This is a genomic window from Mycobacterium malmoense (assembly GCF_019645855.1).
Classification (GTDB): Bacteria; Actinomycetota; Actinomycetes; order Mycobacteriales; family Mycobacteriaceae; genus Mycobacterium; species Mycobacterium malmoense.
This window is the reverse complement of record NZ_CP080999.1, coordinates 2,676,672-2,692,254: the sequence shown is the minus strand read 5'-3', so window position 1 is coordinate 2,692,254 and position 15,583 is coordinate 2,676,672. Positions and strand designations below refer to the sequence as shown.

Annotated in this window: 15 protein-coding genes; 3 read left to right on the top strand and 12 right to left on the bottom strand. The window is 66.2% G+C overall.

All coding sequences use genetic code 11. The annotated features are described in order from the left end of the window. Positions 1 to 86: 86 nt before the first annotated feature. The 10 genes from K3U93_RS12470 to K3U93_RS12425 all read right to left on the bottom strand — a co-directional run bounded on the left by K3U93_RS12470 (position 87) and on the right by K3U93_RS12425 (position 9,679). Entirely contained in the window at positions 87 to 581 is a 495-nt protein-coding gene (locus K3U93_RS12470) for a bifunctional nuclease family protein (protein ID WP_071512273.1), read from the bottom strand. A gap of 86 nt (positions 582 to 667) precedes the next feature. Further along, positions 668 to 1,423, bottom strand: coding sequence for a transcriptional regulator FtsR (gene ftsR, locus K3U93_RS12465; protein ID WP_083009635.1), 756 nt, complete (start codon positions 1,421 to 1,423; stop codon positions 668 to 670). Continuing rightward, on the bottom strand, positions 1,423 to 1,899 hold the full coding sequence (gene garA / locus K3U93_RS12460; protein ID WP_420915416.1) for a glycogen accumulation regulator GarA: 477 nt from the start codon (positions 1,897 to 1,899) through the stop codon (positions 1,423 to 1,425). The genes ftsR and garA overlap by 1 nt, the downstream gene beginning before the upstream one ends. Before the next feature lie 333 nt (positions 1,900 to 2,232). Beyond that, positions 2,233 to 2,631, bottom strand: coding sequence for a glycine cleavage system protein GcvH (gene gcvH, locus K3U93_RS12455; RefSeq protein ID WP_071512276.1), 399 nt, complete (start codon positions 2,629 to 2,631; stop codon positions 2,233 to 2,235). A gap of 38 nt (positions 2,632 to 2,669) precedes the next feature. Beyond that, positions 2,670 to 3,548, bottom strand: coding sequence for a DUF881 domain-containing protein (locus K3U93_RS12450; protein WP_139796783.1), 879 nt, complete (start codon positions 3,546 to 3,548; stop codon positions 2,670 to 2,672). A gap of 2 nt (positions 3,549 to 3,550) precedes the next feature. Continuing rightward, positions 3,551 to 3,883, bottom strand: coding sequence for a small basic family protein (locus tag K3U93_RS12445; protein ID WP_071512278.1), 333 nt, complete (start codon positions 3,881 to 3,883; stop codon positions 3,551 to 3,553). A gap of 31 nt (positions 3,884 to 3,914) precedes the next feature. After that, complete coding sequence (locus K3U93_RS12440; protein ID WP_083009637.1) at positions 3,915 to 4,841, bottom strand: DUF881 domain-containing protein; 927 nt, start codon at positions 4,839 to 4,841, stop codon at positions 3,915 to 3,917. Continuing rightward, the gene (locus tag K3U93_RS12435; protein WP_083009640.1) at positions 4,834 to 5,463 is read right to left on the bottom strand and encodes a CDP-alcohol phosphatidyltransferase family protein; all 630 of its coding nucleotides are present in this window, start codon (positions 5,461 to 5,463) and stop codon (positions 4,834 to 4,836) included. The genes K3U93_RS12440 and K3U93_RS12435 overlap by 8 nt, the downstream gene beginning before the upstream one ends. A 119-nt stretch (positions 5,464 to 5,582) precedes the next feature. Then, positions 5,583 to 7,916 (bottom strand): accessory Sec system translocase SecA2, encoded by a 2,334-nt coding sequence (secA2, locus tag K3U93_RS12430; protein WP_083009642.1) that lies wholly within the window; start codon positions 7,914 to 7,916, stop codon positions 5,583 to 5,585. 119 nt (positions 7,917 to 8,035) lie between these two features. Next, positions 8,036 to 9,679, bottom strand: coding sequence for an acetolactate synthase (locus K3U93_RS12425; RefSeq protein ID WP_071512282.1), 1,644 nt, complete (start codon positions 9,677 to 9,679; stop codon positions 8,036 to 8,038). Between the two features lie 92 nt (positions 9,680 to 9,771). Between K3U93_RS12425 and bacA the strand changes: the two genes are divergently transcribed. Further along, positions 9,772 to 11,691 carry a vitamin B12 ABC transporter pemease/ATP-binding protein BacA gene (gene bacA, locus K3U93_RS12420; RefSeq protein WP_083009643.1) on the top strand — a complete coding sequence of 640 codons (1,920 nt, stop codon included), beginning with the start codon at positions 9,772 to 9,774 and terminating at the stop codon, positions 11,689 to 11,691. A gap of 6 nt (positions 11,692 to 11,697) precedes the next feature. Here the strand turns inward: bacA and K3U93_RS12415 are convergent, their stop codons facing one another. Both K3U93_RS12415 and K3U93_RS12410 read right to left on the bottom strand, forming a co-directional pair. Further along, positions 11,698 to 12,567 carry a MurR/RpiR family transcriptional regulator gene (locus K3U93_RS12415; protein WP_071512306.1) on the bottom strand — a complete coding sequence of 290 codons (870 nt, stop codon included), beginning with the start codon at positions 12,565 to 12,567 and terminating at the stop codon, positions 11,698 to 11,700. 8 nt (positions 12,568 to 12,575) lie between these two features. After that, positions 12,576 to 14,009, bottom strand: a complete 1,434-nt coding sequence (locus K3U93_RS12410) for an MFS transporter (RefSeq protein WP_083009646.1) — start codon at positions 14,007 to 14,009, stop codon at positions 12,576 to 12,578. 148 nt (positions 14,010 to 14,157) lie between these two features. Between K3U93_RS12410 and K3U93_RS12405 the strand changes: the two genes are divergently transcribed. Together K3U93_RS12405 and K3U93_RS12400 are read left to right on the top strand one after the other, a co-directional pair. Next, positions 14,158 to 14,979: a phytanoyl-CoA dioxygenase family protein gene (locus tag K3U93_RS12405; RefSeq protein WP_083009648.1), complete on the top strand. Its 822-nt coding sequence runs from the start codon at positions 14,158 to 14,160 to the stop codon at positions 14,977 to 14,979. Then, positions 14,976 to 15,578, top strand: coding sequence for an HD domain-containing protein (locus tag K3U93_RS12400; RefSeq protein WP_083009650.1), 603 nt, complete (start codon positions 14,976 to 14,978; stop codon positions 15,576 to 15,578). Before K3U93_RS12405 ends, K3U93_RS12400 begins: the two co-directional genes overlap by 4 nt. The last annotated feature ends 5 nt before the right edge of the window (positions 15,579 to 15,583 follow it).

The window sequence follows — 15,583 nt, the reverse complement described above, 5'->3', positions numbered from 1 at the left end:
CATGCGCCGAGCAGTCGCGGAATCGCATCATTTCGGCAGGGTTTGTGCGAGTCTGCGTCTGCTCGCCACCGGGGGCGCGGGGTCGGTTAAGTGGCCTTGAAATCGTCGGGAGACACGCTGTCGAGAAATTCTTTGAATTTCTCGACCTCGTCCTCCCGGACGGCGGTGTTGCCCTCTTCGTCACTCTCGTCGGGGATCAGCAGCCCGGCTTGGGCAAGCACCGCCTCCTCGACGTAGATCGGAACGCCTACCCGCAGTGCTATCGCCACCGAGTCCGAGGGGCGCGCCGAAACGGTGATGTTGCGGTCGAAGATCAGGTCGGCGTAAAAAGTGCCTTCCTGCAGATCGACGATCCGCACCTCTTTCAGCGAATGCCCAAGCGCCGCAATCAGATCCCTGATCAGATCGTGCGTCAGCGGGCGAGGTGGTTCAACGCCTTGCTGCTCAAGCGCGATGGCGGCAGCTTCCGACTGACCGATCCAAATCGGCAGGTACCGGTCACCGTTGGCTTCGCGCAGCAACAGCACCGGTTGGTTCTGCGGCTGCTCTACGCGAATGCCGACAACACGAACTTCGCCCATCTGTGTCTGCCCTCCGCACGTGCCGCCGTGGGTCTCACTCACGCTCGATGCGGCGACGCACCGAGCCGTCTCACGAAGTCTAATCCTCAGCGATGCAGAACGTCGCGAACGGCAGACTTGATCAGCGAGGTGTGCAGTGTGATGGCAAGCGCCGCCACCTCACGCGCCAAGTCATCGGCGCGATCGCGGGCGCCGGTCTTGCCGGCTTTGACTACCGGCCCGGCGATTTGGGCGATCAGATCGGACTGCCTGTCGGCCGCCGAGCGGAAGGCGCGCAGATGCCGCGGCTCGACACCGTATTCGGACAACGCCCGCGCACATTGCAGGATGACGACGGCGTGTTCGTCGAAGAAACCGCCCGGGCCGGTCGTGATCACTCCGGCTTTGAGCAGCGCCGTCAGGAGTTCGTCGTCCACACCCGAGCGCTCCAGCAGGTCTTCTCGGCTCAGCCGGACGCGGGTGGGAGCCACCGCCGCCGCGTCGGACCCGGTCTCGGGTCCGACGCCGACGTCTCCGCTGTCCGCCACCGACACCAATCGCGGTACGCCATAAGGCGATCCGATCGACGGCAGCTCGCCGTCGGACTGGGCGTCCAGCTGTGCCCTGATCACCTTCAACGGCAGGTAGTGATCCCGCTGGGCGGTGAGGATGAATCGCAGCCGAGCGCAGTCGTATGCGGTGAACCTCCGGTATCCGGACGCGGCGCGTTGCGGCGTCACCAGTCCCTCGGCCTCCAAGAAACGAATCTTGGAGATCGTGACATCGGGAAAATCCGGCCTCAGCAGCTCCAGGACCGCCCCGATCGACATCCCGGCCAGCGCCGGGCTATCGGGTGCGCTCACTAGCCCGAAGACCCTCCATCGTCGTCGCCTTGCTTGGGCCCGGTCAAAAACACCAGGCGGAACTTGCCGATCTGCACTTCGTCACCGTTCGCGAGCACTGCAGAGTCCACGGGCTCGCGGTTGACGTAGGTGCCATTGAGGCTACCGACGTCAACGACATGGAATTCGTTGTTTTCCAATCTGAATTCGGCGTGACGACGGCTGACGGTGACGTCGTCGAGGAAGATGTCGCTGTCGGGGTGCCGGCCGGCGGACGTGATGGGCTGGTCGAGCAGGAACCGCGATCCAGCGTTTGGCCCTCGTTTGACGACCAGCAACGCCGAGCCGGCCGGGAGTCCTTCGACCCCGGATACCGTGCTCTCGGCCCCCGCTTGCGCGGGAGCGTCCAGCTCGTTGAGGAAGTCGGCGCGGAAGACCGACGTCGTCTCCACTGTGACTTCGTCAGAAGTCTGGTCCTGCTGTCTTCCTGAGTCCATGTCCGTCACGCGCTGCTCCTCACTGGCCGCTGTGGCGTTATCTGACCGGGCCGTTCGGCCGGCTTCCCGCTAGGTTTCTTCGCCCCGTACCGCTGATTACTGGCCTGTCTGGTGCTTTCTCATGTCCTCTGATGTCCTCAGATCTCGATGTATCGACCGTACCGCGCACCGGTCCGCAATGGGCCCACCACCGGAGGATCGGGCTCCGGTTGCCGGGCTGCCACCACAAGTGGGCGGGGATGCCGCCCAGCTGTGCGGGCGTACCCCCAGCCCATGTTGGGCCAGCCGCGCTACCCGCATCGCCGCGCGGGTTGGCAGGCACATTAGCAATCGTCATTCGGTCAGTGTTCCGCGGTAGGCGTCGGCGTCAAGCAGTGCGGAAATCGCCGACTCGAGCTCGGCGGCATCCGACACCCGGACATCCAGCAGCCAGCCGGCCCCGTATGGGTCGGAGTTGACCAGCTGCGGACTGCCTTCCAAATCGCAGTTGACCGCCGACACCGTGCCCGAGACGGGCGCGAACAGGTCCGACACCGATTTCGTCGACTCCACTTCGCCGAAGGATTCGCCCGCGGTCACCTCGGTGCCCACGTCGGGCAGCTGAACGAAAACCACATCGCCCAGTGCCGACTGCGCGAAGTCGGTGATCCCGACCCGCACGGTGTCATCACCGCTTCGTCGGACCCACTCGTGTTCGGCGGTGTAGTGCAGATCGGACGGGACATCGCTCACGGGGTGATCCTGTTCTGGTCGCTGCTAACAAGGCAAGTTCACTTGACGGGCTGAGCGTATTGGTGCGGTTTTGGTTGTCGCAAGGTGGTCACGTCCACTCGGTCGTCCTGCTGCACGGACATCCGCGCGCCGACCCGCTTGACGCTGTCCTCCGCACCGCCGGGAATGTTCATTGCCGCGGCCAGCGTCGGCGGATCGCCAATCGCCAGAATCGAATACGGGGGCGACAGTGCCTTGCCGTCGATGGTCAGCGACCCGGGTGTACCCACTATCCAGGTGTCGACACCCACCCGCACGGACTGGTGTGCATCGTTGATCTCGATCGCCTCGGCGCCGGCGGCACGCAACTCGTTGACCACGTCGAGCATCGCTTCCGGTGACACACCTGGCCCGGGGTCTTCGATCGTGACGGTGACGCCCGGCCCTGTCGCGCCGACGGTGCCGACCAGGATGGATAGCGCGGCCAGCCTGGCCTGGGCGCTCTGGATGGCGGCCTGATCGCTGTTGCCGGAGGCCTGCAACGAATTCAGCGTGTCCTGCAGTTCGCTCACTTCGGTGTTGAGCGTGGCCTCGCGCTGCCGCAACGAATCCAACAGCACCAACAGGTCCGCGGGCCGCGCCGTGTCCAGCGAATCGCCCGACTTGGTCTGGCGGACCTGGGTGACGATGGCGATCCCCAAGACCAGGCACAGCACCGCCGCCAGCGTTCCGAAGACCAGGCGGGAGCGACCGCCGTGCAGCAGTGCGGACAATCCGGTGCGGCGCACCGACCCGATCTCGGGCCGCGGACGTTTCGCCGGCAGCTCGTGACGGCCACGCTGGGCGCTGTCGCTCGCCTGGGGATCGGCGTTGGGGTGATCGTGGCGGATTGGCGCGTCACGGTTTTCGGCGGCGCGGTCTGGCGGGTCCTGGCTCACGCTCACGCCCCGAACAGCCGGCGCCGCAGCGCGGCGGCGTTGCCGAAGATTCGGATGCCCAGTACCACGATGATGGCCGTGGACAACTGCGTGCCCACGCCCAGTTGGTCGCCGACGTAGACGATCAGTGCGGCGACGAAGACGTTGAACACGAACGAAATCACGAAGACCTTCGGGTCGAAGATCCGCTCGAGGTAGGCACGCAGCCCGCCGAACACCGCATCGAGCGCCGCGACCACCGCGATCGGCAAATAGGGCTGGATGACCTCGGGCACGGCGGGGTGGAAGACCAGGCCCAGCACGATGCCAACCGCCAGCGCCGCGATACCGATCATGCTTGGTTTTCCGTCCTCGCAAGGGGTTTTCTCACTGGGGCCCAATCTGTTTGGCGAACTTGACGTCCCGGATCGATCCGGCGGGCAGTGACAGGCCGTCGGCGACGTTCACGGTGACGACGACACCGTAGGAGGCCTCGAGCAGCCTGAGGCGCTGCAGCCCCGGGCTGTGGTCGAAGGCGTCTCGCATCGCGTGCGCCGGCCCGACCGCGAGGACGGTGTAGGGGCTGGCGGTGGGATTGTTGTCGACCAGGATCGCTCCCCCGGCCTGCCGGATGGTCACGTTCGGCCCGATCCGGACGCCGCCGACCGAGATGGCCTCGGCGCCGCTCGCCCACAACGAGTTGACGACGAGCTGCAGGTCGCGGTCCAGGATGATTTGCCTGCTGCCGGCCACCCGCTGCTTGGACACGTCCGAAAGGTTCGGGCCGACACCGGGATCGGTCACGGTCACCGTCAGACCGGGGCCAATGACCGGTGTGCTGGCCGCCGCGAGGCTCAGCGCGTCGAGGCGGGTCAGCAGCCGCCGCCCCTCGGCGTTGTCCGCCAGCGCGAGTCGCTGCACGTCGTCGACCCGGGTCGACAGCGCGCCGCGCTGTTGAGCCAACTTGGCGGCCGCGGTTTCCGCCGAACGCACGGTTTGCACCAGCAGCTGCTGCTCGCTGCGCACCCCGGGCGCAACCGAGCGGGCCTGCGCCACCGCCGCGGCGAACACCGCGGCGATCAGCAGCGCCGCCATCGCCTGCCACAGCCAGCCGAAAGCGCGTTCCCGCCCGTTTTGCGGCTCGGCGGCGCCGCCGCGTTTGGCCGCGGCCGCGGCGTAACCCGGATCCAGATGCTCCGACAGCAACGCCCGCAGCAGGGAGGGCACCGGGATCAGTTGCGGCCGGGCCGCGGCGTGGGCGCTGCGGCCGGCGTTGGGGTCGTAGCCGCCGAGCAGGCGGTCGGTGTCAGCCATCCTCACCCGCTTTGCGGGCGACGGGCTGACGGGCGAGGCGTGTGAGCTTGGGCATCCGGCGCACGACCAACGTCATCTGCACCGCATACAGCACGAACGCCCACAGGTACGCGTACAAACCCCAGCCCAAAAAGCCCCAGCCACAGGCCCTGAGCACCCGGCTCCACAACGCGCCGCCCGTTCCCAGCAGGACCAACGGAAAGCCGGACATCAACGCAAACGTCGCGGCCTTGCCGACGTAGGTCACCGGCAGCGCCGACAAGCCGCGGCTGCGGAGCAGCGGCAGCGACGCGGCCAGCAGCCCGTCGCGGGCCAGCAGGGTCACGACGAACCACCACGGCACGATCCCGCCCAGCGCCATCACGACGGGGACGGTCACCATGTAGAGGCGGTCGACCGCCGGATCGAGCAGAACGCCGAGCCGCGAGGACTGGTCGAGCAACCGGGCGATCTTGCCGTCGGCCCAGTCCGAGGCGCCGCTAAACATCAGGATGGCCACCGCCCAGCCGTTCGCGTGCGCGAACAGCAGGACGTAGACGAACACCGGGATGAGCACCAGGCGGATAGCGCTCAGCGCGTTGGGTACGGTCAGCACCCGATTGGGCGGAGGCACCGGCTCCATGAGCCGTGACCTTAGCTCGGCGACGATGCGGTCCGCAGCGCGGATCCTCGCCGCGAACGTAACGCCACGGCGATTTCCGGCGCGATTTTTCGCGGTGACGTTACGCTCGGCGACTCAAGTCAGCGGAACACCCCAGGCAGGCTCAGGGTGGACAGCGTGTCGTCGGACAGCGGGTTGTCGTTGACCATGTAGGTCCACGTCGACGTCGGACGTGCCAGCTTGGACAGATCCAGGCCCGGCTCCTCTTCGAGAACGTTTGCGGTTTCGAACGTTTGTTGAGCCGCCTCGATCGCGTCGGCGGCCAGCGACGCGAACGCGTCGACCGCCAGCCGGTGAAACTCGTCCAGCGGATTTTGCCGGCCCAGCGCCCGCAGGTGGATGCTCTCGCGGATGTCGGCCAGGTACGCCAGGTGGTCGGCCCAGCCGCGGTCCAGGTGATAGAGCATGATCAGCCGGCAGATCCTCTCAAGCCGTTCCTCCGACAGGACCTCGGACAGCTCCTCGTACCGCTTGGGCGCCAGTTCGGCGAGTTCCTCGCGCGCGGTTGTGGTGCGCAGCAACGTGTTTCGTCGATCGACGATGATGGCGCGCTGCTGGGCGGTCAACTGGTTGTAGCGCCAGGTGTTGGCGTGCACGTCCAGCATCCGGCCCTCGGCGACCCGCTGGGCATGGTCGAGCAGCCCGGCCGCTCTGGGGCTGACGATCCGGCCGTCCCCTTTTTCTGAGTCGGTCTGCATCGGCAGCTTGTTGCGGTCGAGGTTGGCCGCGACGACGTCGTCTTCCCAGCTCGAAAAGAACACCGACGATCCGGGGTCGCCCTGGCGTCCGGCCCGTCCACGCAACTGGTTGTCGAGCCGCTCGGTGTGATGCCGGCCGGTGCCGACGACGTGCAGCCCACCCAGCTCGGCGACCCGGTCGTGGTCGACTTCGTCGGATCCGCCGAGGCGGATGTCGGTGCCCCGGCCGGCCATCTGAGTGGACACCGTGACCGCGCCGTATTTGCCGGCCTCGGCGATCACCTGCGCTTCCTCGGCGTCGTTCTTCGCGTTGAGCACGACCGCGGGCACGCCGCGGCGCAGCAGCCGCTCGTGCAGGTCCTCGGATTCGGCCACGTCGCGGGTGCCGACCAGCACCGGCTGTCCGGTCTCGTGCACCTCGGCGATGTGCGCGACGATCGCGTCGTTCTTGGCGGCGGCGGTGATGTAGACGCGGTCGGACTCGTCCTCGCGAATGTTGGGAGTGTTCGGCGGAATCGGTGAAACACCGAGCTTGTAGAACTGGCGCAGCTGCTCACCGGCGGCCAGCGCGGTGCCGGTCATGCCGCACACGGTCGTGTAGCGGTTGATCAGCGCCTGCACCGTGATGGTGTCGAGCACCTCCCCCGTCTCGGTGGTCTCGATGCCCTCCTTCGCCTCGACGGCGGCCTGCAGCCCATCCGGCCAGCGCTGCAGTTGCGCGATGCGGCCGCGCGAGGAATTGATCAGGTGCACCGCGTCGTCCCGCACGATGTAGTGCACGTCGCGGTGCAACAACACGTGCGCGTGCAGGGCGACGTTGACCTCGGTCAGCGTGGTGCCGACGTGCTCCTCGGAGTACAAATCGATGCCGCCGAGCGCCTTTTCGACCTTGCGCGCCCCCACGTCGGTCAGATGGACGTTGCGGCTGTCGGAGTCGGTGTCGTAATCGACGCCCGCATCCAGTTCACCCACCAGCTTGATGATCTCCAGCCGCGGCGTCTCCCGGTGGGTGGTGCCGGCCAGCACCAAGGGCACCAGGGCCTCGTCGACCAGCACGGAGTCGGCTTCGTCGATAAGCGCAACATCGGGATTGGGCGACACCAGGTCGGCGACGTCGGTCACCAGCTGGTCGCGCAGGACGTCGAAGCCGATCTCGTTGACCGAGGCGTAGGTGACGTCGCAGCCGTAGGCGGCGCGGCGATCCTCGCCCGTGGACTCCGCGGTGATCCAGCCGACCGTCAAGCCCAAGGCCTTGAGCAGCGGGCCCATCCACTCGGCGTCGCGGCGGGCCAGGTAGTCGTTGATGGTGACCACGTGCACGTGCCGGCCGGCCAGCGCGTATCCGATCGCCGCGATCGCGCCGGAGAGCGTTTTGCCCTCACCGGTGGCCATCTCGATCACGTCGCCGTCGAGCATGCGTAGGGCCCCGAGGAGCTGCACGTCAAATGGACGAAGCGCGGTCGTCCTTTCCGCGGCTTCCCGGGCGATCGCGAGGAACTGCGCGATGTCGCCGGACTCCGCCAGATCCTTGAGGTTGAGCAGGCCGGCGGCCTTGAGCAGCTGCTCGTCGGTGAGGCCGGCGGCTTCCTCGTCGTATTTCGACGAGGAAGTGACCTCGGTGAGGGAGCGGCTTCGGTTCTTTTCCGTGCTAGCGCCGAGCAGTCGCCAAAATCGGCTGCTCAAACGGCTGGGTTGCGTGCGGGTGGTCTTTGACACAGAACAACGGTACGCGACCCCCAGCCGGCGCGAGCGTGCGCGTTTGCACGCGACACGCCGCGTGGCGACGTACAAGCGCGCACGCTCGCGACCCGGCGCGGGCTGGCGCGGGCTGGCCCTCAAGCCAGGTTGGATCGGCGTGGGTAGGCGACGCTCGGGTCGGTGAGCACGTTGACGACGGCGGGCAGGCCACTGGCGAAGGCACGTTCCAGCGCCGGCCGCAGCTCGGCGGGCGCGGCCACCAGTTCGCCGTGGCCACCCAGGGCGCGCACCACCTCGTCGTAGCGCGTGCCCGGACGCAACTCCGCCGCCACCGAATAGCCGTACAACGCCTCCATGGGGTGCTTTTCCAGGCCCCAGATTCCGTTGTTGCCGATCACCGACACGACCGGCACCCGGTGTCGGACCAGGGTGTCCCACTCCATGCCGCTGAAGCCGAACGCGCCGTCGCCCTGCAGCAGCACCACTTGGCGGTCCGGCCGGGCCAACTTGGCGGCCAGGGCGTAACCGGGGCCCGAACCAAGGCAGCCGAAGGGGCCGCTGTCCAGCCAGCAGCCCGGCAGATAGCTGTCGATCACCCGGCCCGCATACGACCCGAAGTCGCCGGCGTCGATGACGACAATGGCATCGCGGTCCAGCAGCGGCGCCAGCTCCGCGTACACCCGCATCGGATGCAGCGGGATCCGGTCGTCGCCGAGCTCCGCCATTTCCAGGCCACGCGCCGTGGTCTCGGCCGTCCGCAGCTCGTCGACCCAGTCCCGATGGTCGGTGCCACGCGCCCCGGTCAGCGCGGACAGGATCGCCGTCAGATCCCCGTAGAGCCCGGCCGCGATGGGACGCGGATACTCGCGGTCGGGCTCCGTGCGGTCCGCCACGACGAGCTGGGTTTGCGACCCGAACACCTTGCCGAAGCCGAGCCGGAAATCCATCGGCACGCCGACGACCAACGCCACGTCGGCCTCCCCCAGTGCCTTCGCCCGCGCCCGCGAGAACGCCATCGCGTGGTCGGCGGGCACCGCGCCGCGGGCCATCCCGTTCATCAGCACCGGAATCTGCCGGTCCTCGGCCAGACGCAGCAGCGCCGCCTCCGCGTGTCCCCACCAGACGTTGGTGCCCGCCATGATCACCGGCCGGCGCGCGGCGGACAGCAGGCGGGCGGCCCGGTCGAGCGCTTCACCGTCCGGGGTCGTTGCCGGCGGCGCGACGGTCAGGGCGCCGGGCCGGCCGTCATCCTTCGACATGGAAAACACGTAGTCCATCGGGAAGTCGACGAATCCCACGCCCGACGGCACGCCGACCGCCGCCCGCAGGGCCTCGTCCACCAGCAGGCCGGCGTCCGCGGCGGACTGCGCGGTCGCCGCGAAGCGAGCCAGCGGGGCCACGAACGGCACGTGGTCGATCTCCTGCAGCGAGCCCATGCCCCAGCGCGCCGCGGGGGCACGGCCGCCCAACACCACCAGCGGCGACCGGTTCTGCTGCGCTGCCGCCATCGCGCTCATCCCGTTCGTGACGCCGGGCCCGGCGGTGAGCGCGGCCACGCCCGGCACCCGGGTCACTTTCGACCAGCCCTCGGCGGCGAACGTCGCGGTCTGCTCGTGGCGGGTGTCGACCAGCCGGATGCCCTCGTCATGGCACCCGTCGTAGATCGAAAATAGGTGGCCGCCCGATAACGTGAAGACGGTGTCGACACCGCTCGCCTTCAGCCGGCGAGCGATCAGCCGGCCGGCGTGCATCGTTTGGGTGGAGACGGAGTCGGTGCTCATCTCCGCAGCCTATCCGCGGCTTCGGGTACCTTCGGCGCAGGATTTGTGTTGCGGAGCAGTCCGAAGACCTCGACCGTAAGGAGACGTCGACCTTGGGCCCGAAGCCGTTTACGCCGTCGATCAACTGGTCGACGGCACCGATGGATTCCTTGTGGTGGGTCGCCATCGCGTGGGCGATCAGCGCCGTGTGCGTGCTGGTAGTGCTGGTTCTGTTCAGGTATTTCACGTCCTGGGGCCGGCAATTCTGGCGGATCACCCACGGCTATTTCGTCGGGGCGCGCAGCGTCCGTGTCTGGTTGATGCTTGGTGTGCTGTTGTTGTCGGTGATCGTCACGGTGCGTCTCTCGGTGTTGTTCAGCTACCAGGGCAACGATCTGTATACGGCGGTGCAAAAAGCGGTCCAGGGGATGGCGGCGGGCGACGACGGCGTCAAACAATCCGGCATTCATGGCTTTTGGATGTCGATCCTGATTTTCAGCGTGCTGGCCGTCTTGTATGTTGCCCGGATCATGGCAGACATCTACCTGACGCAGCGATTCGTCATCGCCTGGCGCGTCTGGCTGACCGCCAACCTCACCGACGACTGGCTCGACGGCAAGGCCTACTACCGGGATCTGTTCATCGACAACACCATCGACAACCCCGACCAGCGCATCCAGCAGGACATCGATATCTTCACCGCGAACGCCGGTGGCACCCCGAACATCCCGTCCAACGGGACGGGCAGCACCCTGCTGTTCGGGGCCGTCAACGCGGTGGCCTCGGTGATCTCGTTCGCGGCGATCCTGTGGAACCTGTCCGGTGACCTGGATGTTTTCGGGGTGGAGTTTCCGCGCGCGATGTTCTGGACCGTTCTGGTCTATGTGCTGGTCGCGACGGTGGTCGCGGTCTGGCTGGGCCATCCACTGATTTGGCTCAGCTTCAACAACGAAAAACTCAACGCCGCATTTCGTTACGCGCTGGTGCGATTGCGCGACGCCGCTGAGGAGGTGGGCTTCTACCGGGGCGAGCGAGTCGAACGGGCGCAACTGTGGCGGCGCTTCACTCCGATCATCGCCAACTATCGCAAGTTCGTTCGGCGCAGCATCGTCTTCAATGGATGGAACTTTTCCGTGTCGCAGGCGATCGTGCCCTTGCCGTGGGTGATCCAGGCGCCGCGGCTGTTCGCCGGCCGGATCGACTTCGGCGATGTCGGCCAGAGCGCGACGGCATTCAGCAACATCGAGGAATCGCTGTCGTTCTTCCGCAATAACTACGACGCGTTCGCGGCGTTCCGGGCGGCGATCATCCGGTTGCACGGGCTGGTCGACGCCAACGCCCAGGGCCGCGCGCTGCCGACGGTGCTGATCAAGCCGAGCGAGGAGGCGGCGGTTGAGCTTCGCGACGTCGAGGTCCGCACGCCGGACGGAGACCGGCTGGTCGATCCGCTCGACGTGAAGCTGGACGTCGGCGACTCGCTGGTGATCACCGGGCACTCGGGGGCCGGCAAGACCACGTTGCTGCGCAGCCTGGCCGAATTGTGGCCGTACGCTTCGGGAACCCTGTGCCGACCCGACGGCGACAACGCGACGATGTTCTTGTCGCAGTTGCCGTATGTGCCGCTGGGCAGTCTGCGCACCGTGGTGTGCTACCCGAGCTCGCCGGACAATGTCTCCGATGGTCAACTGCGGGACGTGCTCACCAAGGTTGCGTTGGCGCCGCTGATCGAGCGGCTCGACGAGGAGGCGGACTGGGCCAAGGTGCTCTCGCCGGGAGAGCAGCAACGTGTCGCGTTTGCGCGCATCCTGCTCACCAAACCGCAGGCGGTCTTCCTCGACGAATCCACCTCGGCGCTCGACGAGGGGCTGGAATTCGCGCTCTACCAACTGCTCCGTGCCGAACTGCCGGATTGCGTGGTGGTCAGCGTCAGCCATCGACACACCGTCGAGCAGCACCACGAACAAGAGCTCGAATTGCTGGGCCGCGGCCAATGGCGGCTGGGCCCGGTGCAGAACGAGCCCGCGCAGGTCTAGAAATGCCTAAATACGGTGCCGCGTTAGGGCTTCCGCGCTGAGACGCTGTGCGTCACCCGCTCGTTGCAATGTCTTCAGGAACACCGCGGCGTGCAGGGCATCGAACACCGCGATGTGAGCAATCCGGCTGGTGACGGCTTCGATGCGGAAGTCGGTCTCTTTGGCCCCGGCCACCAGGACGATGTCGCAGAGTGCGCTCAGCGGCGAGCGGTAGAAACTGGTAATCGCAATCGTGGTCGCGCCGGCATCCTTGGCCGCTTCCACCGCCATCAGCGATTCGCTGGTTTGGCCGGTGTGGCTGAAGCACAGGCACACCGCGCTGGGGCTGAGCAATCGCGCCGCAACGTGCTGAACGTGCCCATCTGCAGGCGCTTCGGCGCTTAAACCGATTGTGCGCAAGCGATATCCGGCATCCTGGGCCAACGGCGCGGACGTCCCGACGCCGACGCAGAGCACATGAGATGTCTCGACAAGGGCGGCGACCGCGGATTCGAACCTTTCGCTATCGATGGTTTCGGCGGCTCCGGCGACAGCCGCCTGCGAGTCGGCCAGCACCTTCTTTAAGACTGTGGATGCGTCGTCGGTCGGGCTGATCCCGTCATGCAGGGTTTCTACGGCGGGAAGGGTGTCGGCGGCCAGCCGAATCTTCAGGTCTGCATAACCACGCAGGCCGACATCCTGACAGAATCGGACCACCGAGGCCACCGAGGTGGCGGTGCGCTCCGCCAGGTCGCTGACCGTCAAGTGGACGACCGCGCGCGGATCATCAAGGACCGCTTGCCCAATTGTCCGGGCACGCGGGGTCAGGTTGGGCAGCGCTGCGCGGATGTGGGCGACCACCGATCCTGTTGGAGGACGGGAATCGGCGCTCGTCATGAATTGAATCATGGCACGGCGGGCATCTCGGATGGAGCTACCGTCATGCCAAGGGCGTCCCGATGGCGTTCGACCGGCTGCGTTGAGGTGATGTCCTCGAGTGATCGCCCGCGAGGTTCGCGCACTAACAATGACAGTGCGACGCCTGCCAGGCAGCACGCCGCGGCGACGAGTTCGGTGCCGTGCAAGCCCCAAGCCGCGAGCATTGGTGGGAACGTGATCGCCCCCACGAACGCCCCGAGCTTGGCTGTGCCGGCGGCGAATCCATGCGCAGTGGCGCGAATGGATGTCTGAAACAGCTCGGCGGCGAGCAACATCGTTGTTACACCTGGCCCGAACCACATGAAGAAGCTACTGACACCGTATGCGGCGATGAATAGGCCGACGCTGTTTCTGATCTCCGGCACCAACGCAATCGCGGCGAATCCCGTTGCCATGCCGACCAACCCGACCACCTGCAGTCTGATGTGGCCGATCTTGTCGATCGCCCAGATCGCGGCGCCGAAGGCAGGGACCGTAAAGGCCGCATACAAAACGAGATTGGTCGCGACCGTGGCGGTCGTCGAGGAATGGGGCGCAACGCTTTTGACCAACAGCGGCGCGCTAATCGTGTTGCCGTAATAGGCGACGTCGAACAGAAACCACACGCCGGCTGTCATGAGCACGGCTCGCCACACGCCGGGGGCCGCCAGGCATTGCCGCATACTCTTCCGGATGGGGGGCCTGCCGGTGGCGACCGCTGCGGTTCCGGTGAACGTCGTCAAATCCGCGGCGGCCTGCGCCTCGTCGATGTCCACGAGGAACCGTAGCGACTCCGGCGCTTTGCTGCGCGCATAGAGCGCCAGCAGTGACGGGATGGCGCCCAGCCCAAGCAATAACCGCCAGGTCAATGAATGCTCTAGCCCGGCGGCCAGAAGAAGCAAAGCGACCGTGGGGCCGGCGATGGCGCCCAGCACGTAGCTGAAGAACATCAGCGCAACCATCCGGCCACGATCGCGGACGTTCGCAAACTCGGTCATGATGACGCCCGACACCGGATAGTCCCCACCGATGGCTAGCCCGAGGATGAATCGGAACACCAGGAGCCAGAGATAACTTGGCGACAATCCCGATGCGATCGCCGCGACGGTCATCAACCAGGCAGCCAGCCCGTACATACTCTTGCGGCCGACTAGGTCGGCCATCCTGCCCCACAACATCGCCCCGATCGCCGAGGCGATCAATGCGGTGCTGCCCACCAGCGCTACCTGGCCGGTGGTCAGTCCCCATTCCGGTTTGATCAGCAGCAAGGCGGTACCGATCACCGTCAGGTCGTAGGCGTCGGTGAAAAACCCCGCCCCGGAGACGACGATTGCCTTGTAGTGAAAGCGTTGAAATCGCGATCGATCCAGGACGTCGATCACTCCTGGTGCGTCGGCGGGGTGGCTTTGGGTCTGCGTCATGCGGCGACCATACGGAGCCGATGAAACAATCTTCCAAACTCTGCATTAATAGCGGATGGATATTTTCTCCTTCAAGCCAGAACAGATTGAAACTGAATTTCAGCGACTGTAACGTTCCGGGCAGGATGTGAACGGCTGGAAGGGAGCCATGTCGACAACGAGCAGAAGCACCACCGGGACTCCCGCACTGGAACGCGGCCTTTCACCGGGCGAGATCGACGCATTCAGATGTGATGGCTACGTGGCGGTAGCCGGCTTCCTGTCCACTGAGGACGTGAACCGCGTGCGCCGGTGGGTTTGTGATGTGGAGCGATGGCCAGACGGGCGCGGGGCTGGCTGGCTACAGCATGATGAGCAGACGAGCTGTGGAGTGCGGCGGGCTCGCACGGAGAACTTCTCACCCTTCCACGATGGTCTGCGGGCTCTGCTGACGACGGGCGCTATTCCGGCGATGGCCAGCCAGCTCCTCGGGGAACCCGTGGTCCTCTACAAGGAGAAGATCAACTACAAAAATCCCGGCGGGGCGGGGTTTGCCGCCCACCAGGATGCTCCCGCCTATCCCCACGTCACCGTAAGCGTCAGTTGCCTTCTCGCCGTGGATGATTCCACAGCCGAGAATGGATGCCTCGAATTCGTCAGCGGTAGGCACCACGAACTACTTGCCACCGATGGGGACGGCTGCATTCGCCCCGATATCGCCAAAGCGCTGCAATGGCAACCCCTTCCGGTGCGGGCCGGTTCCCTGGTGTGGTTTCACAGCCACACGCCACACCGCAGCAGTCCCAATACATCGCCCACCTCGCGCCGCGCTTTATACCTCACTTACAACGCCGCGTCACTAGGTGACCTGCACGAGGTCTACTACCGCGACAAACGGGCCACCCTCTCCGCGGCCGCGACCGGCAACACGCAGCGAATTAGCCTCATCGGTCACTTTCGCGGCATCTCCCCCACCGTGCACGACAAATGAGCACCAGATTTCGGTGGCCGCTGACGAGCCCTACGACGGTCACCGAAGTAGCCGACAGCATCTTCGCCCTCTTCGCCGAGCGCGGCGGCAGCAACTATGACGACCCGGTAACCCAGACCGAGCATGCAACCCAATCCGCCGCCCTCGCCGATGCCGAAAATGCCGACGCCACAATGACGATCGCGGCCCTGCTGCATGACATCGGCCATCTCGTGGTCGATGAGCACAACGGCAACCACGACTTCCTGGACGACGACGAGAAACACCAAGTCGTCGCCGCGACCATCCTCGGCCGCTGGTTCCCCCCGGCCGTGACTGCGCCTATCGCACTGCACGTCGCCGCAAAGCGCTACCTGGTCGCGACCGACCCCTCCTATGCTGCCGGTCTTTCCCGTGCCTCCGTGCAAAGTCTGCGGGTACAGGGCGGACCGATGAATGCCGAGGAAGTCGCCAGATTCCGCCGGCTACGTTACGCAGACAAGGCCTGCCGCCTGCGCCGCTGGGATGACTCGGCAAAAGTCCCAAACCGGCTCGTCCCGCCGCTTGAACACTATCGTGAACTTTTGGAGTCGGTCGTGGCGTTCAGGCGATCGCCTTAGCGCTC